Source organism: Cytobacillus sp. BC1816, assembly GCF_051353635.1.
GTDB lineage: Bacteria > Bacillota > Bacilli > Bacillales > Cytobacillaceae > Cytobacillus > Cytobacillus oceanisediminis_C.
In genome coordinates, this window is the sequence record NZ_CP195611.1 from 3,602,029 (window position 1) to 3,626,096 (window position 24,068).

Annotated in this window: 23 protein-coding genes, 1 pseudogene and 1 riboswitch; of the genes and pseudogenes, 4 read left to right on the forward strand and 20 right to left on the reverse strand. The window is 39.4% G+C overall.

Annotated features, from left to right (window positions below; all coding sequences use genetic code 11):
- Positions 1–146: 146 nt before the first annotated feature.
- Together ACR42H_RS18295 and ACR42H_RS18300 are read right to left on the reverse strand one after the other, a co-directional pair.
- Positions 147–974 carry a hypothetical protein gene (locus tag ACR42H_RS18295; RefSeq protein WP_436372396.1) on the reverse strand — a complete coding sequence of 276 codons (828 nt, stop codon included), beginning with the start codon at positions 972–974 and terminating at the stop codon, positions 147–149.
- A 677-nt stretch (positions 975–1,651) separates the two neighbouring features.
- A complete protein-coding gene (locus tag ACR42H_RS18300; RefSeq protein WP_113885363.1) occupies positions 1,652–1,861 on the reverse strand; it encodes a cold-shock protein in 210 nt (69 codons plus the stop codon).
- Positions 1,862–2,128: 267 nt separating this feature from the next.
- On the opposite strand from ACR42H_RS18300, the gene ACR42H_RS18305 reads away from it, so the two are divergent.
- Entirely contained in the window at positions 2,129–2,491 is a 363-nt protein-coding gene (locus tag ACR42H_RS18305; RefSeq protein WP_436372398.1) for a DUF6509 family protein, read from the forward strand.
- Here ACR42H_RS18305 and ACR42H_RS18310 read toward each other — a convergent pair.
- Positions 2,450–2,845, reverse strand: coding sequence for a cytosolic protein (locus tag ACR42H_RS18310; RefSeq protein ID WP_436372400.1), 396 nt, complete (start codon positions 2,843–2,845; stop codon positions 2,450–2,452). The two genes, ACR42H_RS18305 and ACR42H_RS18310, sit on opposite strands and share 42 nt — an antisense overlap.
- 156 nt (positions 2,846–3,001) lie before the next feature.
- Here ACR42H_RS18310 and ACR42H_RS18315 point away from each other — a divergent pair, with 156 nt between their 5' ends.
- Complete coding sequence (locus tag ACR42H_RS18315) at positions 3,002–3,847, forward strand: GNAT family N-acetyltransferase (RefSeq protein ID WP_436372402.1); 846 nt, start codon at positions 3,002–3,004, stop codon at positions 3,845–3,847.
- Between the two features lie 8 nt (positions 3,848–3,855).
- Here the strand turns inward: ACR42H_RS18315 and ACR42H_RS18320 are convergent.
- The 13 genes and pseudogenes from ACR42H_RS18320 to ACR42H_RS18380 form a co-directional block, all read right to left on the reverse strand.
- Positions 3,856–4,363, reverse strand: a pseudogene (locus ACR42H_RS18320) (metallophosphoesterase family protein).
- A gap of 79 nt (positions 4,364–4,442) precedes the next feature.
- Positions 4,443–4,643: a cold-shock protein gene (locus ACR42H_RS18325; RefSeq protein ID WP_009332506.1), complete on the reverse strand. Its 201-nt coding sequence runs from the start codon at positions 4,641–4,643 to the stop codon at positions 4,443–4,445.
- Between the two features lie 150 nt (positions 4,644–4,793).
- The gene (locus ACR42H_RS18330) at positions 4,794–6,245 is read right to left on the reverse strand and encodes a DEAD/DEAH box helicase (RefSeq protein ID WP_113885368.1); all 1,452 of its coding nucleotides are present in this window, start codon (positions 6,243–6,245) and stop codon (positions 4,794–4,796) included.
- 299 nt (positions 6,246–6,544) lie between these two features.
- Positions 6,545–6,745, reverse strand: coding sequence for a cold-shock protein (locus ACR42H_RS18335; protein ID WP_009332508.1), 201 nt, complete (start codon positions 6,743–6,745; stop codon positions 6,545–6,547).
- A gap of 232 nt (positions 6,746–6,977) precedes the next feature.
- Positions 6,978–7,838, reverse strand: a complete 861-nt coding sequence (locus ACR42H_RS18340; RefSeq protein WP_436372406.1) for a bifunctional 5,10-methylenetetrahydrofolate dehydrogenase/5,10-methenyltetrahydrofolate cyclohydrolase — start codon at positions 7,836–7,838, stop codon at positions 6,978–6,980.
- Between the two features lie 88 nt (positions 7,839–7,926).
- Positions 7,927–8,009: riboswitch (ZMP/ZTP riboswitch) on the reverse strand.
- 569 nt (positions 8,010–8,578) lie between these two features.
- Complete coding sequence (locus tag ACR42H_RS18345) at positions 8,579–9,067, reverse strand: hypothetical protein (RefSeq protein ID WP_436372408.1); 489 nt, start codon at positions 9,065–9,067, stop codon at positions 8,579–8,581.
- Between the two features lie 173 nt (positions 9,068–9,240).
- Positions 9,241–10,200, reverse strand: a complete 960-nt coding sequence (locus tag ACR42H_RS18350) for a nucleoside hydrolase (RefSeq protein ID WP_113885371.1) — start codon at positions 10,198–10,200, stop codon at positions 9,241–9,243.
- A 103-nt stretch (positions 10,201–10,303) separates the two neighbouring features.
- Positions 10,304–11,968 (reverse strand): glycerol-3-phosphate dehydrogenase/oxidase, encoded by a 1,665-nt coding sequence (locus tag ACR42H_RS18355; RefSeq protein ID WP_436372410.1) that lies wholly within the window; start codon positions 11,966–11,968, stop codon positions 10,304–10,306.
- 193 nt (positions 11,969–12,161) lie between these two features.
- Complete coding sequence (gene glpK / locus ACR42H_RS18360; RefSeq protein WP_436372412.1) at positions 12,162–13,652, reverse strand: glycerol kinase GlpK; 1,491 nt, start codon at positions 13,650–13,652, stop codon at positions 12,162–12,164.
- 35 nt (positions 13,653–13,687) lie between these two features.
- Complete coding sequence (locus ACR42H_RS18365; RefSeq protein ID WP_436372414.1) at positions 13,688–14,512, reverse strand: MIP/aquaporin family protein; 825 nt, start codon at positions 14,510–14,512, stop codon at positions 13,688–13,690.
- A gap of 172 nt (positions 14,513–14,684) precedes the next feature.
- Positions 14,685–15,230, reverse strand: a complete 546-nt coding sequence (locus ACR42H_RS18370; protein ID WP_113885375.1) for a glycerol-3-phosphate responsive antiterminator — start codon at positions 15,228–15,230, stop codon at positions 14,685–14,687.
- 65 nt (positions 15,231–15,295) lie between these two features.
- A complete protein-coding gene (locus ACR42H_RS18375) occupies positions 15,296–15,955 on the reverse strand; it encodes a phosphatase PAP2 family protein (RefSeq protein ID WP_113885376.1) in 660 nt (219 codons plus the stop codon).
- A gap of 133 nt (positions 15,956–16,088) precedes the next feature.
- Positions 16,089–16,943 carry a Ku protein gene (locus tag ACR42H_RS18380; RefSeq protein ID WP_009332517.1) on the reverse strand — a complete coding sequence of 285 codons (855 nt, stop codon included), beginning with the start codon at positions 16,941–16,943 and terminating at the stop codon, positions 16,089–16,091.
- 144 nt (positions 16,944–17,087) lie between these two features.
- Between ACR42H_RS18380 and ACR42H_RS18385 the strand changes: the two genes are divergently transcribed.
- Complete coding sequence (locus ACR42H_RS18385) at positions 17,088–18,926, forward strand: DNA ligase D (RefSeq protein WP_436372417.1); 1,839 nt, start codon at positions 17,088–17,090, stop codon at positions 18,924–18,926.
- 15 nt (positions 18,927–18,941) lie between these two features.
- On the opposite strand, the gene dapF is transcribed toward ACR42H_RS18385, so the two are convergent.
- Positions 18,942–19,925 carry a diaminopimelate epimerase gene (dapF, locus tag ACR42H_RS18390; protein ID WP_436372419.1) on the reverse strand — a complete coding sequence of 328 codons (984 nt, stop codon included), beginning with the start codon at positions 19,923–19,925 and terminating at the stop codon, positions 18,942–18,944.
- A gap of 133 nt (positions 19,926–20,058) precedes the next feature.
- Between dapF and ACR42H_RS18395 the strand changes: the two genes are divergently transcribed.
- Positions 20,059–20,337, forward strand: coding sequence for a hypothetical protein (locus ACR42H_RS18395; protein WP_436372421.1), 279 nt, complete (start codon positions 20,059–20,061; stop codon positions 20,335–20,337).
- A 457-nt stretch (positions 20,338–20,794) separates the two neighbouring features.
- On the opposite strand, the gene ACR42H_RS18400 is transcribed toward ACR42H_RS18395, so the two are convergent.
- From ACR42H_RS18400 to ACR42H_RS18410, 3 genes are all read right to left on the reverse strand, one after another.
- On the reverse strand, positions 20,795–22,093 hold the full coding sequence (locus ACR42H_RS18400; protein ID WP_436372424.1) for an NCS2 family permease: 1,299 nt from the start codon (positions 22,091–22,093) through the stop codon (positions 20,795–20,797).
- A 278-nt stretch (positions 22,094–22,371) separates the two neighbouring features.
- Positions 22,372–22,848, reverse strand: a complete 477-nt coding sequence (gene ribH / locus ACR42H_RS18405) for a 6,7-dimethyl-8-ribityllumazine synthase (protein ID WP_113885383.1) — start codon at positions 22,846–22,848, stop codon at positions 22,372–22,374.
- A 14-nt stretch (positions 22,849–22,862) separates the two neighbouring features.
- A complete protein-coding gene (locus ACR42H_RS18410; RefSeq protein WP_113885384.1) occupies positions 22,863–24,056 on the reverse strand; it encodes a bifunctional 3,4-dihydroxy-2-butanone-4-phosphate synthase/GTP cyclohydrolase II in 1,194 nt (397 codons plus the stop codon).
- Between the last annotated feature and the right edge of the window lie 12 nt (positions 24,057–24,068).

The following is a 24,068-nucleotide window of genomic DNA, read 5'->3' on the forward strand; positions in this document are numbered from 1 at the left end:
AACATTTTAAAAATAATTTCAATCAGTTATTTTGTGAAAGCTGTTCTTAAATAATAGCACCGCCAGCGTTTCAGGTCAACGCTTTATTCGTGGTATTATATTCCAGTTTTTTGGATCAATAGATAACACCTCCTAAAGTATAGATTTCAAATTGACGGAAACATATAGTTATTTAATTTTCTGATTAGCATCAGCAATAGCATAAGTATCATACTAAAGTAAATAGGATTCCAAAAAGCGCTTATTTCTAAAATGTCCATTTTCAGCATAAAGCAATGAAAAGCTAAATCAGCCAAAAATAATAAGGCCAGCCATTTAAATCGATAATATTTTATTATGATAATGGTCAGCAGCAGTGCATAGATAATCCAAACCAGAACACTGAAAGCTATATGGTCCTGATAAGGTGAATCAAACCACCCGATGTTATACTGATGGGTTCCCAGGATAGCGGTCAAACCAAAATATATACCCTGAAAAATTGTGGTGATGGCCATATACACTGTTATAAACTGTATAAAAAAAGCGGGATCTTCAACTCTATTCCTCCACCATTTTATAACAAAAACTGAAGATAACAAGATAATCGTGGTAAACCAGGATTTCCACCAATTGTGTTGATAGATGCCCAGCCAGAGAAACAGCTCTTCTATTCCAAATATAGCGGCGATTATGAAAACAATCCATCTGAATCGAATTCTAAAAGCAGCTATTGCCATTAATACACTAGGAATAAAAAAAGCCTGTGATATACTGGAGCCAAAAACATCATCATACCATTGAATAGAAAATAATTTCGGGTAATAAGAGTATGCGTCACCTAAAATTAATACAATGTATTCCATTAAAAAAGATAGCCCCATAACAAAGAAATAAACCGCAAGATTATGCCGAAATTCAGTTCTAATAAAAGTTATATAAATAAGACCTATGCTGATAAGCACTAATCCAAGAAACCAAAGCAAATTTGACATTCTTCCACATCCAGTTTAGCGCGTTTCCATTATTTTGTTCATCATGAGAAAACATATACTCACCATTGAATGAAGGACAATTTAATGTGAGATTTCTCCTGCCTATATTTATAAAGGTAAAGTGAAGAAGGTAGGTAAAATGTATGGATTTTGAAATTAAATATTTATCATTTTATGTTGTCCGGGAAGGGGGAAAATGCTGAGAAGTACTCTTAACACTTTCAGACTTTCGATTCAGAGGAATATGAGAATAGTGCATGAAAGGATTTTTTGGATGGTGAGCTTGCAAAGATCCCTCCAAAATTGTAAAAATCAAGATGCTGGGATGGTACAAGAATATATTGAAGAGCGAAGAAGAAAACAATTGGAAGGCGGCATTGAAATTTGGGCAGCCAATCCAAATTCAACAGACCAGGCAATTGAAGCTGCCGTATAAATTATTGAACAATCTCCATAGATTGAGCTTAAGTTAGATGGACCACTATCCGTGAGCTGGCTCCTTTCAGGGGAAACGATTCATATGGCCAAAGCAAATGCCGTTATGTACTACTTATTGAATCTGAAAGTATTATGTTTAAAAAGGCTTTTCCCCTATTGAATTTCTAAGATCTGATATGCTTACAAGCGTAATAGAAAAAATCTGCAAAAAATAAAGGGCGATATCATCGCCCTTACTATTATTTAGAAAAGATGCTGTTATTGTTAACGACTTGCAATTCTTTAGTCGTTTCTTTCATTTCACTTTTGCAAATCGGACAAATAGGTAACTGGCTGCTTTTGAAATTGTCCCTTACCCAGCAGTTGCAAGACTCAGATGTACACTCCCAGATTTTCACTTCTTCAACCTTGATTTCTTCCAAATTTTTTCTGCCAAATCCCATTGCCATAATCAGGCACCTCCCAAAGAGTAAGACCCTTACCCAAAATAAAAATCACTTGCTATATAAAGTGACGAACCACTGGCTCTATATAACAAGTGTTTATGGGCAATATTATATTCTTTTAACTAATAATAGTATAACATATTTAAAGGGTGCTGTCAAAAAGTTCTAAACTTACACAGCAGCTTTAGAAACAAATTGATAAATACTATTAAACCAATCTGGGAAAAGTGTATAATGACATGTACAGCAGCGAAAGAAAGGGTGAAGACCATGGACATTACAAGTTATACTGTTGAGTACATACAGGATCCTACCGGCATTTTAACGGGTGACCGCTACGAATACTTTTTGGATATCGATGTAGATGAAGACGATGAATTATATTCAGAGAATGGCATTAGGCTAAGGGTGCTTTATTATAAAAATGGAGAAGATGAGAGGATTCTTAATTATCATTTTGTTGAAAGTCATTCAGGAAACATATTGGATTTCGCTTTAGATGAGGAGGAAGAAAAAAAAGTTTCTGCTTGTGCAGAGAGAACCTTTCTCAAACACAAGAGTAAGAGCAGGTTTCCCTGCTCTTTTATTTTATCACTGAATAGTATTACCCTCTTCAATAATGTGATACATTAAATGTGCCAAATGCTGTATCGGTGTATAAGCTTCTTCCCTATCCACATTATTTTCTTCATTAAAATCAAGGTCATTCAGATAAAGAGCTGTGAATTGATAGAAATCTTTTAATTCAAAAGCAAAGCATGCACTTGGTTCTTCCGATTCGCCTTCATAATAGAGAACCAGATAAGACTCCTTACCCTCCTTATCAATTGCATCAAAAAATATAAAATAGCCTACATTTGAGTTCAATTCAAATAAATGCCTTGTGCCGCCTTCTGTGTATAGTTCAAAATCATTTTCATTTAATTTTTGAACAGCCATCGGCTGTACATTATCTTCTTTATGGAACATCACTGTGAAATTCTTCATTAATTCTCCCCCTTTTTCCATACAATCCTAACATATTGCTATATTTATTTACATAATTTCAATCCAGAGCAAATAGATTGAAGTTTAGGACTATTCGTTTGAATCGTTTTCTTATATTATTGGTTTATTATTTCTTTTATACAGGAGGCCGCCCGAGTGCTGACAAAGAAACAATTAAAAGATATCCATTCTCTCCAGCAATTATGCGAACAGACAGGGAATATCAAATTAAAATTAAACTGGGATACCTTGAAGTCAAGGTCTGCCGGTGAGGAAAATGACTATTTCCATTATGATAATAACGGGAATTTATTAGGTTACCTTGCTCTATATAATTTTGGAGGTCCGATTGAATTATGCGGAATGGTTCACCCTAATCATAGACGAAAGGGCATCTTCTCCAGCTTGTTCAATGAGGCAGTAAAACAATTTGCCCAAGCACGCAAATTGCTTATTAATGCTCCAGCCTCTTCCCAATCAGCAAAAGGTTATATAAAATCATTACCCTGCACCTATTCATTCTCCGAGTATCAAATGAAACGCCATAAAAGCGAAAAAATCGGAACAGCAAACCCTGATGTAACTATGCGGCAAGCAATGAGCAGTGACCTTGTATTCCTTAATCATTTGGATACTGTATGCTTTGATATCCCCAAAGAAGAAGCAGAGGTTTTTAATACTAAAATCTTTGCATGTGAAAATGAGAGGACTTTTATAATTGAATACAAAAGCGAAAAAGCCGGCAAAATCAGGATTCAAACAGAAAAAGATGCCGCGTGGATTTACGGCTTTGCTGTTAGTCCTTCTTTTCAGGGGAAGGGAATCGGCAGGGGCGCTCTTACAAATGTTGTTAATCATCAGCACAGCATGGGAGTTTGCTGGGTGCACCTTGAAGTAGCTGCAGAAAATGACCATGCACTTTCATTATACAAATCATGCGGCTTTGAACCATACGGCACACAAGATTATTACGAATATGATCTGAACACACTCAAAGTTTGAAACAGGTTTTATTCCTTTGAATCGAAATAAATATGATTGAATGTCATCTCATCTGAAATCTCCAGGGTGCCGAACGAATAGTTCGGCTGCCTGCGCTTATCTGTCGGAGACCCGGGATTAAACAGTATTATTCCATTATGGAGTTTCTTTATCGGGATATGTGAATGCCCAAATATAATAGCATCAACATTTTCATTATCAAAAGCTTCTATACTTCTTTTTTCAGTTGTTTTTCCCTTTCCATGTCCATGGACAACCCCAATTTTAAAGCCTTCTATTTCAAGCAGTATTCTTTTCTTAAGAATGGAGCAGAGTTCATCACTGTCGGTATTTCCATATACCCCCTCAACAGGTGCATATTGTTTTAATTCATCATACAATTCGACGCCCTGCCAATCACCTGCATGAATAATTAAATCACAAGCTGAGAAGTTTATTCAGAAGAATATCAGGCAGCTGTTTTGACTTCTTGGGCATGTGAGTATCAGACAGAATAAGGATTTTAATCAGCATCATTCCTTCCCTCTTGCTTTTATACCCTATTTTACCCCAAAAATAAAAGAGCCCCTAAAAAGGGGACTCTCTTATCAATCAATTATAACTTTGTTACATTTACAGCTTGAGGTCCACGCTGGCCCTGCTCTATGTCAAAGTTAACTTCCTGGCCTTCATCAAGGGTTTTGAAACCTTCTGTCTGGATTGCAGAGTAATGAACAAATACATCTTCTCCGCCTTCAACTTCGATAAAACCAAAACCTTTTTCTGAGTTAAACCATTTTACTTTGCCTGTTGCCATGTAAATTTCCTCCTAATATCTATAACTCACAGAGTGATTTTTTACCCTGCATTTACTAATATGGGTAAATTCCTCAAATTTTATAATAAAATGTTCAAAAAGCACTGAAAAAAATCAATATATCCATTTTCTCTCGGATATTAGACTGCATTATCCCTTATTGCTGCTGCTTCGGTTTTTAGTGCGTCTGTCCCGGCCGCCTTTAAAATCTCTTCTATCACGGCCGCCGCCTCTTGACCTGTCGTTGAATCTTCTCCCGCCGCGATCACCTTTAGGTTTTCTGACACGGATAGGTTCCACCGCAGTTAATTTAACCGGTGTTACATCAGGACCTTTAGTCAGCAATTTGATGGCTGCAGCAAGCAAAGTAACAGAATCTGTATCTTCAAGAAGACTTTCCGCCACTCTCTTGAAGTCTGCATGTTCTTCTTTTTCAATAACTTCCATAAGTTTATTAATAGTCGCCTGCTGATTGCCTGCAACAACATCCTTAAAGGAAGGAACAGGCTTTTTCGTCATTTTGCTCTTTGTAACACTTTCAATTATTTTCAGGTGGTCAATTTCTCTTGGAGAAACGAACGTAATTGCCAGCCCTTTATTTCCAGCACGCCCAGTACGTCCAATCCGGTGAACATAGCTTTCAGGATCCTGCGGGATATCGAAGTTATAAACATGGGAAACGCCTGAAATATCTAGACCTCGTGCAGCAACGTCAGTGGCTACCATTATATCGATTGTCTGCTCTTTAAATCGGCGGATAACCTGATCTCTTTTCGCCTGGGGAATATCACCATGAATCCCTTCAGCCGAATAGCCTCTCTTGATAAGACCTTCCACCACTTCATCTACACGCTTTTTAGTTCTTCCAAACACAATAGCCAGTTCAGGTGACTGAATATCCAACAGGTTGCAAAGCACATCAAATTTTTGTTTTTCATGCACTTCCATATAGTACTGCTCAATATTTTTAACAGTCATTTCTTTCGCTTTGACTTTAACCATTTCTGGTTCCTGCATGAATTTTTCAGCAAGAGACTGAATTCTTTTCGGCATTGTTGCAGAGAAAAGAAGGGTTTGGCGCTCACCTTTAATTTCACTTAAAATTCTTTCAATGTCCTCGATGAATCCCATATTAAGCATTTCATCCGCTTCATCCAGAACTACCATCTTGATGTCGCTTAAACGGATTGTTTTTCTTTCAATATGATCAATTAACCTTCCCGGTGTAGCAGCAATAATATGAGGGCGCTTTTTAAGCGCACGGATTTGGCGGGTGATATCCTGACCACCGTAAACAGGAAGTGTCCGGACTCCTTTTACCTGTCCTATACGGTTTAATTCTTCTGCCACCTGTACAGCAAGCTCCCGTGTTGGCGCAAGGACGAGACCTTGAATACCTTCGTTTAAATCAATCTGCTCTAACAGCGGCACACCGAAAGCGGTGGTTTTTCCAGTTCCAGTCTGCGCCTGGCCAATCATGTCCTTACCCTTCATTCCGATTGGAATTGCCTGTGCCTGAATTGGTGTTGGTTCCTCGAAGCCCATATTGGAAAGGGCTTTTACTATTTCATTACTTAAGCCAAAATCTGAAAAAGTTGTCAAAATATATGTTCCTCCTTGAATTGCATATCTTATTAGGTACTGAAAGATTGTTTTTGTATAAAGACATGGACACTTTACTAGGCTTTCCAGTTTGTATCTCTTTTTTACATTTCCGTTTGCACTATTTTTAAACTTTTTGTAAGTGAAGAATTTTAATTGGGTGAAATGAAAAATACATATTCCTAAAAGCAGTTATTGCAGAAGATCTGTTTTGAGGAATGCTGAAGGCTACAAAGTGGATAAGCAAACATAAAAAGGTGATGCATGATTAGACATGCATCACCTCATTTTAAGCAAAATTATGCTTTTGTTACGTTAGCAGCTTGAGGTCCACGGTTACCTTCAACGATTTCGAAAGTTACGTCTTGACCTTCTTCTAAAGTTTTGAAACCTTCAGTTTGGATAGCGGAGAAGTGTACGAATACATCTTGACCTTCTGAAGATTCGATGAATCCGAAACCTTTTTCTGCATTAAACCATTTAACTTTACCTGTGTTCATTTGTGTTGCCTCCCAATAAATTGTTTTTCACTATAATGTACCATATAAACTTAAACATAAAAAAGTCGCAGCTGCCAGAAATGAGGATGAACGATCGCCTACATTTCTTTGCAGCTACGACTACTTATCCAAAAAGTATATAACGAACTTTACAGCGTTAACCTAATAATAAACGACACCCAGTTATAAGTCAATCCTTTTAAAGATCAATTTTTATTTAGGGATAAATGAACTATTTATGCTTCTCGTGTATTTCAAGCGATTTTCCCGCAGCATGAACAGTATGCTTCAAAAGCATGGAAATCGTAACAGGTCCAACTCCTCCAGGCACGGGGGTAATGGCAAACGCCTTTTCAAAACAGCTGTCATACTCTGCATCCCCAATATTTCCTTCATTATACCCGGCATCAAGGACAATAGCTCCTTCTTTGATCCATTCACCCTTGATGAAGTTAGGTTTCCCTACAGCTGCTACTACAATATCAGCTTGCTTTACAATTTGGGGCAGGTTTTGGGTATATGAATGGCACGTAGTGACTGTTGCGTTTCGATTGAGTAAAAGGGCCGAGACAGGCTTGCCAAGGATCGGGCTTCTCCCTACGACTACTGCATGCTTACCTTCAGCATTCAATTTATAAAAATCCATAATTTCCAAAATGGCTGCAGGTGTACACGAAGGATATTCACCAAATCCGAATGCAGTCTGTCCGTATCCAAGGCTTGTCACACCGTCCACATCTTTTTCAATAGCAATAGCTTCGAAAGCTTTTCGTTCATCTATATGTCCAGGTACGGGATGCTGGAGAAGGATACCATGCACAGAAGGATCATCGTTTAATTCTGTAATCTTCTCTAATAGTTCTTGTGTTGTTGTATCCTTTGACATATGGATACGTTTTGATAAAATGCCAAGTTTCTCACAGGCATTTCCCTTCATCCTTACATATGTTTCAGAGGAAGGGTCATCTCCCACCAAAATAGTGGCTAAACAAGGGACGACATCCTTCCCCTTCAATTCTTCAATTCGATTTTTTAATTGGTCTTTCACATGTTTTGCCACAACATTTCCATCAAGAATAATCTTTTTTTCCATGCATATTCCTCCTATAGGAAAAGCACCTATTCGGCTGACTGACGGGCTTTTCCATTTTATTATGAAAAAAAGAGACAAGGGTATCCCTTATCTCTGCCCAGACGACCGGCTATACATAGACGCAGCTCCCCAGCGGTTCATTCCGCATTGTCGTCAGTCACTGCGATTTTGATAAGCTATTCTAATGAATACATCATACCACAAAAACACAAATAATTAAACTGGAACTTATTCAAACGTTCGTGTTTTTGAAAAAAATAAAAAAGGACAGCAAATACTGTCCTTATAAGTGATATATTTGAGTTAATTAATTATTACCTAAAACAATGAAAGCCCTGCCTCTCTTCCATCCTTGCGGCTCCTAGACCGCGCCAGTGGGAATCAGGTTGGTCGGAATCCTTTCCGACTTAGATGCTCTCTGAGATTTTAATATTAAATGGTAAGAAACTTACTGAAGTAAAAATACGGAGAAGTGTCTGGTTTATAGAAGATGATTAAGAAGAAAATTCAGCATTAAGCTGTCCACACAAATTATTCTTAATTACAAACACATGCTTACTCTTTCAAAATCCTAAAGAGCATAAAACATAATAAAAAGCCGCAGTTTCACAAAAAAAGAAGGTTCGGCTGCCGAACAATCCACGTGAATTAACGACTTCAACAATATACCTCAAATACTTCATTCACTATGTTACCTTATATGGGGTAAAGTGTCAAGAAAATAACTTGTCACTCTCTTATTAGCCTTCTCCTTTATACTCAGTTACATCAAAATAATCAGTTGTGTCTTTATAGTCATTAAAGCCAATATCCAGATCATGAAAATATCGGTGCAGTTTAATAAGAACATCCTTTTCCTTAGTGCCCGACTGCACAGTTTCTGCCAGACTTAGTATTGTGTCCAGGTCATGCTGCAGATCCTTATTCTCTGCTGATATTTTTTTTAACGAGTTTACGATTAATTCAGCCTGTTTTCTTTGTTTAGGCCATTTGACTTTACGGTCTCTTCCCCACCCAAGTGTTTCATTATAATAAGTATGATTGGAGGCAATGAAGTCTCCTAAATCATCGTACATTAATTCCCGTTCGGATGTCTCTGCATTCGCAGAGGTTTTTTGGACCTTGGATTCGTCCTTATTTAAAAAGACAAGTACACTATAGGCTATGGCAATGGCTATGATCATTCCAAGAATTGATAGAGCCCTGTTTAATTTTTTGTTTTTTAGCAATTTGAAAGCCTCCATTTGATTTGTTTAATGTATGCAGAAACTAAATGGATTTATTGCCATTTGAAGATACGCTCCCTGAATGCAAATGTTTTCCATCTTAATACATTCTATGTGAAATCCCCAATCCCCTTCTGCACCACACAAAAAAAGCTTTTAACACCAGGTGTCAAAAGCTATTTCTGGTTTTTCTGCGAAAGGAAAACCTCTATAAAATCAATGATAAAACGTTGCAGGTCAAGTTCCATCGCTATATTATCAAGTGTTTCCGGCGGTTCCTCTTCGGGTTTCGGCCTAAAGTCAGCTATGCTTTTTCCCTTTGCCTTTCCAAACTGTTCAATTCTCACTCTTCGTTTTACATACTTGACGAGATCGGGATTGGTGAGAACACTTAGTACAAGAACATCATGAAGCGGTGCACCCTTAATTCCTGGGACAAGCTGTTGATAAGCCTCATAATAATAATCATAAGCAGGTTGGATTAAATCTTTGAAAGGTGATCGGGTATTATTTGCAATAAAATTAATCGTCTCAGGCCTGATTATCGCTTTATTTGTTACATTAAGAGGAAATATATAAATATTTTTTGCTTTCTCAAGCACTGAATCCGCTGCAATGGGGTCAGCGTAAAAATTCGCCTCAGCCTCTGGTGTTACATTTCCCGGAACCAGAAACGCACCGCCCATTACATAAAATGCATTTACATCTTTATATGCATCCTTTCCATACAGGATGAGCGGCAATGCCAAATCTGTCTGTCTCCCAACACCAACGATCACAAGGTCATTCTTGTATTTATTTACAATTTCAATAATTTTATTTATATCATAAACCTCTATATTATTGCTGAAGTCCTTCGGAGGCTGAATCGGCCCAAGTCCTTCCTCCCCGTGAATTTCAGGATAAAAGACAGCGGTCTCCCCTGATAATGGCCCGCTCGCCCCTGCTATAACGGGAATATCCTCTCTGCCTGCAAGCTTCAGTAAATAAGCAGTATTATTAATAGATTCTTCTTTAGATATGTTGCCATAAGCGCTGACTACACCTACCAAATTAATCTCGGGATGCTGAAGGGCATACATAAGGGCAAGTGAATCATCAACCCCTGAGTCAACAAACATGAGAACATTGTACATAAGTCACCTCCATTACGTATTTAGTCTATAGTATGCCTACGGAATGTCCCTTTTGTTTATGAAAATACTCCTTAAAAAAGAAAACTCCCCAAATTGGAGAGTTTTAAACCAGATCATCCGGATTTACCGCAAAACTGAGTTCCTGGTTCAGCTGGTTTTCAAAATTACTTTCTTCAGCTGTATCCCATTTAAATGCATCAGCCATATATGAAATTACTTGCTTTTGATAAGTTCTTACAGTTTCAATATCAAAAAGAAGTGCTCCTGTTCTGCGATTAAAAAAGTCAACAGGGGTGGCAGCCATTTCATGTTCAATTGCATATTTCAGCTTTGCCCATAATACAATCGGCAGTCCATAATTTTCTGCTTCAGTTCTTTTCGCTTCAATCATGTTAAAAATGACTTTAACGTTTGAACCATACATTTTTACAAGGTGTCTGGACTGTTCTTCTGATAAACCCATACTGGTTCCTTTTTCAGTCTGTAAAACGATAAATTCCTGGAATTTGGATGATCCTCCTACATTCCCTCCTGAAATGGGCAGTGTCTTTGTAATGCTTCCGCTGAATGTCCTATTTGATTCCTGTCTGAATTTTTCAGAAAGCAAATCAACAATAGTTTCGGCCATTTTCCGGTATCCTGTCAGTTTTCCGCCAGCAATTGTCAGCAAACCTGTATCCGACTCCCATATTTCATCTTTGCGCGAAATTTCCGAAGGATCTTTTCCTTCTTCCCAAATTAGCGGACGAACGCCTGCCCAGCTGGATTCAATGTCATTTTCCGAAATTTTCACTGAAGGGAACATGAAGTTAATTGCATTGATGATGTATGTTCGGTCACTTGCAGTCATTTTTGGATTTACAGGATCTGAATCATAGAAAGTATCTGTTGTCCCCACATATGTTTTGCCGTCTCTCGGTATAGCAAAAACCATTCTTTTATCAGGTGTATCAAAGTATACAGCCTGCTTTAAAGGAAATTTTGACTGATCTATAACCAAATGAACACCTTTAGTCAGACGCAGGGCCTTTCCTTTCTTTGACCCGTCTTTCTCCCGGATGGAATCAACCCACGGACCTGCTGCGTTAATGACTTTTTTCGCTCTAATTTCATACACTTTGCCTGTCAGCTGATCTGCAGCAGCAGCACCGCATACTTTTCCTCGTTCATCATATAAAAGTTTTTCGACTTTTAAATAGTTAACAGGCGTTGCACCTTTATCTGCCGCAGCTTTCATTACCTCTATTGTCAGCCGTGCATCATCTGTGCGGTATTCCACATAATATCCGCCGCCTTTAAGTCCATCTTTTTTTACAAGCGGCTCTTTTGATATTGTTTCCTGGACATTGAGCATACTTCTGCGTTCAGATTTTCTGACGCCCGCAAGATAGTCATAAACTCTAAGGCCAATTGAAGTGCTGAACTTTCCGAATGTCCCTCCTTTATGCATTGGAAGCAGCATCCACTCGGGTGTTGTCACATGTGGCCCATTTTCATAAACGATCGCCCGTTCCTTGCCGACTTCCGCTACCATTTTCACTTCAAATTGCTTAAGATATCTTAATCCTCCATGAACTAATTTAGTTGAACGGCTGGAAGTTCCTGCTGCGAAATCCTGCATTTCGACGAGTGCTGGTTTCATCCCCCGAGTTGCTGCATCCAAAGCAATTCCCGCCCCCGTAATGCCGCCGCCAATAATCAGAACATCAAAATTTTCCGTTGTCAGAGTATTTATCATTTCAGTACGATGTAAATTCGAAAATGTCATTGCTGTCTCCTCCTTGTCGAAAGGATAGTTGGTTGTAACTACCCTTTTTAGCAGGTAATAAAAAAGAGACCACAAAATACATTATCGATCTTCCGATAATGATTTTGTGGTCTCTCCGCATCTCCTGCCGAACTATTAACTTGAGCTTATTATAACATAAATGATTTGATTTGTGTATAAAACTTGCTTCTGATTATTTAAATGCAATTGCTGCCTTTACAGCTTTTTTCCAGCCTTGATAAAGATCTGCACGGACTTCTTCTTCCATCGAAGGATGGTATGATTGATCTATCGCCCACTGTTCAGCAATTTCATCCTGGGATCTCCAGAACCCGACGGCCAATCCTGCTAGATAAGCGGCCCCAAGCGCGGTAGTTTCATTTATTGTCGGCCTTTCAACCGGCACATTTAAAATATCAGACTGAAACTCCATCAAGAAGTTATTTTTCACGGCACCTCCATCTACTCTAAGCGTTTTAAGTTCAATGCCAGAGTCAGCTTCCATGGCAGATAGAACATCTTTTGACTGATAAGCAAGTGACTCAAGTGTCGCACGGATAAAATGCTCTTTAGTCGTTCCTCGTGTCACTCCGAACACTGCTCCCCTTACATCACTGTCCCAATATGGAGTTCCGAGGCCGACAAATGCCGGAACTACATAAACCCCGTCTGTCGAGTCAACTTTTTTTGCATAGCTTTCGCTGTCCTTTGCATCCTTTAGCATTCTCATTCCATCACGGAGCCATTGAATGGCAGAGCCCGCAACAAAAATGCTGCCTTCCAGTGCATATTCAATTTTCCCCTCAAGTCCCCAGGCAATAGTGGTTAGAAGCCCATGTTCAGATTGCACTGCTTTTTCCCCTGTATTCATAAGCATGAAGCAGCCGGTGCCATAAGTGTTCTTTGCCATTCCTTTCTCAAAGCATGCTTGTCCAAACAGCGCTGCCTGCTGATCACCCGCCGCCCCGGCGATGGGAACTTCTTTTCCGAAAAAGTGATAGTCAATTGTCTTGGCATACACTTCTGAAGATGGCTTCACTTCAGGCAGCATCGTTTTCGGAACTCCAAGAATGTTAAGCAGTTCTTCATCCCATTTAAGTTCGTGAATATTAAACATCAATGTACGGGACGCATTCGAATAATCGGTAACATGCGCTTTTCCTCCGGATAGTTTCCAGATTAGCCATGTATCGATGGTTCCAAATAATAATTTCCCCTGTTCAGCTTTTTCCCTTGCCCCTTCCACTTGATCCAGGATCCACTTAACTTTTGTTCCAGAGAAGTATGCATCTATTAATAGACCGGTTTTTTCTCTGAATAGATCGTTATAGCCCTTTTCCTTCAATTCATCGCAAATGTCGCTTGTCTGCCTTGATTGCCAGACAATCGCATTGTAAACCGGGGCTCCCGTTTCTTTATCCCAAACTACTGTTGTTTCCCTCTGATTTGTAATGCCAATGCCGGCAATTTGCTCAGGTTTAATCCCGGATTCCGAAAAAACACCGGCAATGACCGATAATATTGAACCCCATATTTCATTAGCATTATGTTCAACCCAGCCAGGCTTTGGAAAATGCTGCGTGAACTCTTTTTGTGCTGTGTGAACTATTTCCCCTTTTTTATTAAATAGGATAGCACGCGAACTTGTAGTCCCCTGATCTAAAGATAAAATATACTTTTCCACAATTAACTCCTCCCAATCTCACTCATTATTCTTATTTATGCTGCCACTTTTGAAGAATCTACTTCTCCTGGCTGTTTTTTGCCAAAAATATATGAAAGAATTAATACTATTATATTAACACCCAGCACTGCCCATAACCTGCCTGAAGCCTTGCCATCGAACATCACTTGATAGAATGCAGAGCCCATTAGACCCCCGAGGATTGGCCCAGCTACCGGTATCCATGCATACCCCCAGTTCGATTTCCCTTTTCCTGCAATGGGAAGAAGAAAATGAGCAATGCGCGGTCCCAGGTCTCGAGCCGGATTAATTGCATATCCAGTTGTCCCGCCAAGCGACATTCCGATTACAACGATCAGAAGGCCAACAGCAATCGGATTTAATCCTTCTGTAAATTGATTTGCTCCAATAAACATCAATCCCAGTACCAGAATAAACGTCCCAATCATTTCACTTAATAAATTTGAAAATGTATGGGGTATCGCAGGACTTGTTGAAAAAACAGCAAGTTTTGCACCCTGGTCTTCTGTTTCCTTCCAATGCGGCAGATAGTGAAGGAATACAATGACCCCTCCCAAAAAACCTCCCAGGACTTGAGCCAGAATATAGCCAGGCACGTCTGCCCAGGGGAAATCTCCGCTAAGCGCAAATCCGATTGTCACAGCAGGATTCAAGTGTGCCCCGCTAATCGACCCAACAGCAAAAACCCCCATCGTTACAGCAAGTCCCCAGGCTACCGTGATAACAATCCACCCGCCATTAAAAGAGAAAGTCTTTTTTAAATTCGCTCCGGCAACAACGCCTCCTCCAAATACAATTAAGATCATCGTTCCAATTATTTCTCCCATAAATGCAGACATCTGAAAAAATCCCCTTTCCCTTTTGGTGATCGGAAACAAAAAGGAGATTCACGACAGATTAAGCCATTAATGGCTAAACTGTGTGAATCTCCTAATCTCCGACACATAAATTAACTTGTTAAACCGAGTATACAAGTCTATGAAAACGTTGTCAAACTTTCTTTTAACTTTTTTATGAAAACCTTTCCCATAATTCAATTTTCGAAGTTGTAATGGCAGCTGCTCCTGCATCAAGCGCATTCTTCACCTCTTCTTCTGATCGGATGAGCCCTCCAGCAAATATAGGGGTATTCAAACGTTCATTCACTTCTTTTATCATCCATGGCATGGCTCCCGGCAAAACTTCTATGTAATCCGGCCTGGTTTTCTCGATTAATTTATAACTTTTTTCAAGCGCGTGAGAATCGATGAGGAAAATCCTCTGGACAGCGATTACTCCTTTTTGCTTTGCTTTCAGGATGACGCTGGATTTAGTAGAAATTAACCCGTAAGGCCTAAATTCCTGGCAAATATATTCTGCGGCATAGTCATCGCTTTTCAGGCCATGAATAAGATCAACATGATAGATCATTTTTTTGTTATATGCTTTTGCCATCTGCGAAACATTCTTCAGCTGCGAAATGTGCATATCGAGAAATACTCCAATGTCAAAGGGACTTTTCAGGAACTTTTCAAATTCTTTCATGTTTGAAGATGCCGGCAAAATTTTTTGATTCATTGTTCCCACTCCTGTATCTGTTATTTCCCTATGTTATAAAGAAACTGCACATTTCTCAATACCCATTATACATTTTTAAGGTACTCATAATAGCGGAATCCAATTATCATGATTGTCAGCCAGGCACCTCCGGCTGCAAAACCAGCTATTACATCACTGGGAAAATGAACGCCTAAATAGATGCGGCTTAAACCAATCATGATGATAAAACAGCCTAGCAGCACGGTCCATGCTGTCTTCCATCGTTTTCTTTTTGCCAAATGGATGATCATATAGGCCAACGAGCCATAAAAAATAAAAGATCCCATTGAATGGCCACTCGGAAAACTGAATCCCTGCTCCTCGATCAGAGGTCTGATATCCGGTCGTTCTCTTTTGAAAATCCATTTCAGCAGCAAGTTGAAAAGTGCTCCAAGACCAGATGAAAGAATCATGAACCATGCAAGTGAACTCTTTTTAAACATAAACAAAAGTACGGCTGCCATAAGTACAGAAAAGGCCAGCCATTTTACCGACCCCAAAAAAGTAATCACACTCATATACTCCGTGAGTCGGGGAGAAATAAAGGCCTGTACATACTGAATCAGAGTTTCATCAAATTGTATTAGCTCATTTTCCTTTAATTCATCCACTATTTCAATAAAAAGCAGCAAAAATCCGCCAATAATTGCAGCTGCCAACGTTAAGTAGATGATATTTTTTGATGTTAAATTCTTTCTGTCCATTTAAACAAATCCTTTTTATTTATAGGATTACCACTAACTTTAACAAACGGAACATTTTTTGAAGGCTTTTTTTTAAAAAAAATAGCTCCAGTAAAAAACCGAGTTTGCAACAGCAAAATCGGTTTTATTTCTATTAAGCCTGCTTTTTTGCTTTTGTTTTTGCAGGAGCCCGTTTCTTTTTAGCTGCCGGTTTTTTCTTTGTTTCTGCATCGGCAGGCTTAGTTTTATCAATGGATGCCTGCAGGGCAGCCATTAGGTCGGTTACATTGGCTGCAGGTTCTTTTTCAACAGGTGTGACTATATCTTTGCCCGTACGTTTTGCTTCGATAAGCTCCAAAAGAGCTGTCCGGTAGTCATCATTATATTTCTCGGGCTTAAATTCAGTGGTTAATTGATCAATCAGCATGATGGCAGTATCGATTTCCTTATCAGTCACTTTGTCTTCTGCAGGTACATTAGGAACATCCGCAGCCTTACGCACTTCATCGGGGTAATGAATCGTCTCCATAACAAGAGTGTTTTCATATACCCTGACCACAGCCAGCTGTTCTTTGGAGCGAATAATAATCTTTGCCAAACCTACCTTTTCTGACGTCTCCAGTGCTTTTCTTAAAAGGGAATAGGCTTTCCCTCCTCCATCCCCTGGAGACATATAATACGTGCGATTATAATAAATCGGATCGATCTCCTGTATTTTAACAAAGTCCACAATCTCGACAGCTTTATCCTCATTTTCCTGTTTAAGCTTTTCTAAATCCTCATCCTCTAAAACGACAAACTTTCCTTTTGTGTATTCATAAGCTTTTACAATATCTTCGTTTTTAATTTCTACTTCACAAACAGGACATGTTTTCTCGTATTTAATTGGCGAATGACATTCTTTATGAAGATTTCTCAGCTTAATATCCTTATCTTCTGTAGCCGAGTGCAGCTTAATTGGTATATTCACCAGCCCAAAACTGATGCTTCCTTTCCACATTGTATGCATAGTCAAACTCCCATTCTTATTAGATGTAGTACTCATAATTTGTGTATTAACAAAATGGGAGATACGCTAAAACATTTGGAAACTGAGTAGTTTTAGCGGCAATGGCCAAAACTATAGTAACGATTGTAAAGGAGGCCAAATTGAATGAGACCAATGCTTCCTACATTAACTTTTGATGTGCCGGAAGAGAAGGAATGGCTCTTTGAAGCAAAGTATGATGGTTTTAGAGCAATCCTGCACTTGGAAAAGGAACCCAGACTGACAAGCAGGAATGATAAACCTTTATTACATATCTTCCCCGAAATTAAGGAATTTTTGGAGCAAAACAAAGATAAATTCGAACCATACCTTCCACTTACACTAGATGGAGAATTAGTCTTTCTGGAGAATCCCTATAAAGCCAATTTTGCGTCCATCCAGGTCAGGGGCAGGATGAGGTCTGAAAAGAAAATTCAAGAAAAGGCAAAAACTTCCCCCTGCCGTCTTTTAATTTTTGACATTTTGATGGTGAAAGGCAAAAAGATGACCAATAAAGAGTACTATACCAGAAAAGCAGAGCTGGAAGCATTATTTGAAGATTGTAACATGCCCTTAAAGCCTGATGAGAAGGATCCGAGATTGATACAATTAATCCCTCCTTACCGCAGCTTTAATGAACTTTGGGAAAAAATTGTCCTGCATGATGGCGAAGGAATCGTGGCAAAGCAGATGAAGAATAAGTGGGAAGAAGGAAAGAGATCATCTTTATGGCTAAAAATCAAGAATTGGAAATACGTTAATTGCTTTATCACTGCATATGAAAAATCAAATGGCTACTTTTATGCTGGTGTATACCAAGGGGATCGTGTCATTGCAATCGGACAGTTTCTTTTTGGGTTGAAGCCCGATGAAAAACAAGCCTTATTCCAAATAATCAAAGATAATAAAACAGATGAAAACAGCCAATTCATTTATGTAGAACCAGCAATATGTGTTGAAGTTAAATATCTTGAGATTTATGAGGATCAAATGCGTGAACCGCATTTTCACCAGTTTCGTTTCGATTTGAAGCCTGATGCCTGCACTTATGATAAATTTATACAACAGCAGAAAAACCTGCCTCCCGAAATAGAAATCACCCATCCAGATAAGCCATTATGGGAAACACCAGCTATTCAAAAGATTGATTACATTCACTTTTTAAGAGAGATTGCACCATATATGCTGCCATTTTTAAAGAACAGGCTTTTAACTGTAATCCGCTATCCGCATGGGATCTTTGCTGAGCCATTCTACCAGAAAAATTGCCCTGATTACGCACCGGATTTTGTGGAAACTGAAACGTCCGAAGGCATCAACTATATCATCTGCAATAATCTTCAAACACTGCTCTGGCTTGGCAACCAGCTGGCATTTGAATTTCATATCCCATTTAAGACCATTTACAGCAATGGACCAAGCGAAATAGTGTTTGATTTAGATCCTCCTTCGAGGGATGCTTTTCATCTTGCCATTAAAGCTGCTCTATTGATTAAAGAGGTGCTTGATCAGCTGAAATTAATCAGCTTTGTTAAAACATCCGGAAATAAAGGTCTGCAAATCTATATCCCCCTGCAGGAAAATACGTATAGCTTTGATGATACTCGGCTGTTCACCGAATTTATTGCCCAGTATCTAATTACCAATGACCCAGAATCTTTCACAATAGAAAGATTCAAGAAAAATCGCGGAGGCAGGCTTTATGTGGATTATATCCAGCATGCAGAAGGCAAGACAATCATTGCTCCTTATTCAGCAAGAGGAAATAAAGCAGCGACTGTTGCTGCTCCTCTTTTTTGGGAGGAAGTCAACGAGAAATTAACAATGGAGCGGTTTCAGATAACCAATCTTATAAAACGGGTAAACAGCGATGGAGATCCATTCAGTTCTTATTTTCGGACAAAGGAAATTCAGCCCTTTTCTCCGGTGCTTGATTTTTTAAAACAGCAAAACAAAAAAGGATAAGGCCAGTGCCTTATCCTACATCCATTCTTTAAGTACCGCTTGTGCATATTCCTGAAGTTTAGCATACTGCTTAATTTCTCCAGTATGTTCCTCTTTCGGGGATAGGGTGAACTTTGCTGGTTTTTCCATATTGATCTCCGCTTCACAGCGGTAAACATAGCTGGCATTCCCAATTAAATCAATGGACTGCCTGCCATTCTTCTCGTGAACTACACAGCGCACTTTTCCGCCATTATTGTATACTTCAACAGGCTCTTCGATTTTATTCAGCCCATTCATGCAAGTGACAAGTGTTGAAGCGGACATGGCAGTACCGCAGGCATTGGTAAATCCTACTCCCCGCTCAAATGTCCTTACATAAATATGCCCTTTTTTTAGTGGCTTTACAAAGCTGACATTTACTCCATCAGGAAAGAAATCATTTGGCCCGTTCAAGTATTCGCTGATCTTTTTTTGCAGGTCAGATGTAATTTGCTCTTTCTCCACAATCGAAACAAAGTGGGGATTAGGGACTGCTAATGCTGTAAATGCTAATTCCTCTGAAATACCTCTGACTTTTTCATTAATTATAGTTTCTTTATCGAGAACTAAAGGAAGATCCTTCAAATCGAATGAAACAGGGGAAATTTCAACAAGATAAGTCGGAATGTCCTCAAAGATGTCCTCTTGCTTTTTCACCTGCAAATCCGCTTTCATGGTTTCAATGATGGCTTCTTTTAGACCAAGAAGTTCACATACATAACGGGCAACGCATCTTAATCCATTTCCGCACATTGAGGCTTCTGATCCATCCGGATTAAAAACACGCATCCTGGCATCTGCTTTTTCGCTTTTTAATACGAAAAGAATTCCATCTGCACCAAGTTCAGTGCTGCGGTCACATATTGCTTTGGCAAGCTCGGCACGATTTTCTTCTGTAAAATTATACGTATGGGAAATTTCATCTATTATAAAAAAATCATTTCCTGATCCATGACATTTCAGCAGTTCAATTTTCATAGTAATACCTCCAAACCATTTGTAGCTCAACTTATAAATAAGAGTGCCATAAAAGCATTTATTATTCAATAATTGTTTTCTTTATTATATTATTAATTTACCAGAAAACTGATAAGTTCCGTCTTTTAGGGAAGTGACCGATATTAATACTGATCTTTATTCATTTAAATTTTTCATTCAGCGGATTGAAGAGTTTGGCAGCGTAATTAATGAAAAAAATGCCTTTGTACAAACAACGGCATTTTTTAATAAAACAATTGTATATGAAGGGATTATCCGGGTGCGGTTTAATGACTATGGGATTTTCCCCTTCCCTGAGGACCTTTCCCGGGCAGACATTCCGGTGTCTGTTAAAAGGAAGATGGCCGCAGAAATGAAAAGATATATTAAGCCGCAGAAAAAATATCTATAATGGCACCCGAGGCTAACATATTAGCTCGGCCGATTGCTGGCTGGACCAGGCTAATGATTCTGAATAGATCTTCAAAATGATTTTTTCATCAACATTCAGTTTCTCACACATTTCGCTGATCCTGCTCCGTTGTGCTTTTTATACGATCGAGTGTCTCTTTCAGCTTATTATTATTCCTCGGTGGGCTTCACAGTTATCATCCTGCAAAGGAAGTTCATCGAGAATTTGACTCAACGGAATATTCAGCAATGAAACCATTAATGAAAACATCCCTGTCATAAAATTGCTGGATGAATCGCCTTCTCCAGCTTCTGAGTCTCCCAATTTCCTCACACATTATGGCACGAATCATTGATAACCTAATTGTCTCTTCAGCCATTTGGGATTTTTGAATAATATCTTCCCTTACCGCCAATACATAAAAAGGATGCCCCAATAGGGCATCCCAATATCTATATTAACTAATTACATGAAAAACAAAGTTGAATAAAAATAAAGCAGCTATGACATACAATGCAAATGAAACTTCCTTTGCTTTGCCAATCGAAATCTTTAAGATTGGATAAAGAATAAATCCAATGGCAATGCCGTCCGCAATACTATACGTGAACGGGATCATGGCAATGATAAAGATAGCTGGAAAGCTTTCGCTCATATCCTTTAAGTCAAGATTGCGGATGTTTTGAAGCATCAGTCCGCCAATAATGATAAGGATAGGTGCAATTGCACTGTTGGGAATCAATTTAATAACAGGAATAAAGAATGCGGATAGTATAAACAGGAATCCAGTTGTAACTGCTGTCAGCCCTGTACGACCGCCGGCAGCCATACTTGCTGCACTTTCAACCGTTGATACAGTTGGGCTTGTCCCAAAAATACCTGACAATAATGCAGAAACTGAATTTGCCTGAAAAGCACGCTTAAACTGTTCCGGCCTATTAATAAAACCAACATGACCATGGACTAATCCAATATTTTCAAAAACAAGAACCATTGTCAGTGAAAAAATGGCAATCCAAAAAGTGACGGAAAGCACGTTATCAAATGACATCGCTCCAAAAACTTCCATATAATCGGAAAGAGCGAACGGCTTTTCATTGGTATTTTGCACATTAATCAGACCAAAAGCCCATGCTATCGCTGTTCCTGCTACAACAGTAATCAAAAAGTTGCCAGGCACATTGCGCATGAATAAAATGATGGCAAGCAAGAACGTTAAAATGGTTGCAAGCACTTGCGGGTCTCCAAGTTCACCCAGAGCAATAATGGAGTTTGTTCCTTTTTCGACGATTCCGCCTTTTTCAAGTCCGATCAGCATCAGGAAAAGTCCGAGTCCAACTGTTATTGCTTCTTTAAGTGAATGCGGAATCGATTCGCTCAATGTCTTTGCGAATCGCGAAAATGCCACGAATACAAAGATCAGACCAGAAATAAAAACAACAGCTAATGCTTCCTGCCAGGATAAGCCCATGGATTGGACCATAGTATAGGAAAATAAAGCATTAATTCCCATTCCAGGCACAAGGAGAATCGGTACATTTGCCCAAAATCCCATAATCAAACAGCCGACAACCGATGTTATAATGGTTGCAAAAATGGCTGCTTCCAGCGGAATTCCTGCTTCAGAGAGAATTAGAGAGTTAACTGCGATAATATAAACAATCGTAAAAAAGCCGATTGCCCCAGCCATAACCTCCCTTTTTACAGTTGTTCCATTTGAATCAAGCTGAAAAAGCTGGTTAAACCACTTATTCATATATACTACCTATCTATTAAATTAGCCCTCTCCCTACCCGCTCTCCCCGCATATATCTCCCTCAGTTAAGAGGGATTAGAAAAAACACGGGTGAGCCACAAGCATTATTTTATCAAAAAAAACTCATTCTGCCAATAGAAAGGTCAGACGTCTGCTCATATATTCAAAAAAAAATCGGCGGAAACTTCCCCGCCGATTTTGATAGATATAGCAACAGGACAAGATAATTGCACCTGTAAAATACTCTTATTTTTCATACCCGCAAAAAATACGGAACATTATTCACCGTCGGATAATTGTCTATACAGATTTCCCATTTCAATAGCTCCAACAGCCGCTTCCCATCCTTTATTTCCGGCTTTGGTGCCTGCACGCTCAATTGCCTGTTCAATCGTGTCAGTTGTAAGAACACCGAAGATAACAGGGACACCGCTTTGCAATGCTGTCGCTGAGACCCCTTTAGCCACTTCGCCGCTGACAAAATCAAAATGCGGAGTTGCTCCGCGAATCACTGTGCCAAGAGTGATGACTGCATCATACTTTCCGGATTGGGACAGCTTTTTAGCTGCCAGAGGAATTTCGAATGCTCCAGGAACCCACACAACTGTCACATCTTCTTCGCTTACTCCGTGGCGCTTAAGTGCATCTTCCGCTCCGCTTAAAAGCTTGCCCGTAATGAATTCATTAAAACGCGACACTACTATTGCCATTTTTAATCCTGTTCCTACTAAATGTCCTTCAATTACCTTTTTCATCTCTAATCGCTCCCTTAAAATTGTAATAAATGTCCAAGTTTTGTTTTCTTTGTTTTTAAGTAATTCTCATTTTCAGATTTGGCAGGCATTTGAAGAGGAACCCGTTCGGATACCTCCAGCCCATAGCCGCCCAGTCCAGCAATTTTGCGAGGGTTGTTGGTTAGAAGGCGCATTTTTTTCACCCCAAGATCCCTAAGGATTTGTGCACCTACCCCATAGTCGCGAAGATCGTCCTTAAATCCGAGCTTATGATTTGCTTCTACGGTATCGTAGCCCTCTTCCTGCAGCTTATAGGCTTTCATTTTATTGATGAGGCCGATGCCGCGTCCTTCCTGTCTCATATATAAAAGGATTCCCCGGCCTGCCTCTTCAATCTGTGCCAACGCTGCTTCAAGCTGCGGTCCGCAGTCACAGCGGTTGGATCCAAATACATCTCCGGTCAGACACTCAGAATGCACACGAAGCAATACCGGTACATTTTCATCGATTTCTCCCTTTACAAGAGCTACATGGTCTTTTCCATCGACAGTGTTTGTATAGCCTACTGCTTTAAAATCTCCAAATTCTGTTGGAAGCTGTATCTCCACTTCCCTTTTTACAATGGAGTCATGCTTTAATCGATACTCTATCAATTGCTGAATAGTAATCATTTTTATGTTGAATTTTTCAGCCACTTTTTCCAGGTCATCCACTCGAGCCATCGTTCCGTCGTCTTTCATTATTTCACAGATAATCCCTGCTGGTGCAGCACCGGCTAGACGTGCAAGATCGACGGCGGCCTCTGTATGGCCTGCACGCCTTAAGACTCCTCCTTTTTTGGCCACTAGCGGAAAAACATGTCCCGGCCGGGAAAAGTCTGCTGGTTTAGCGTCGTCCTCAAGCATTTCTTTTATTGTGAATGCACGCTCAAATGCACTGATGCCTGTAGTGGTTTTCACATGGTCAATACTGATTGTGAAAGCTGTTCCATGACTGTCAGTGTTCACTTCTGCCATTGGATTCAGTTCCAATTTTTCAGCCAGCTCCTCAGTGATAGGTGTACAAATCAGGCCTCTGCCTTCTTTGGCCATAAAGTTGATCGTGTCCGGTTTCGCATATTCCGCGATTGCCAGGAAATCCCCTTCATTTTCCCTGTCTTCATCATCACAGACAATAATGACTTTTCCTGCTTTTAAATCTTCTAATGCCTCATTTATTTCACTGAACATGTTTGATTGACC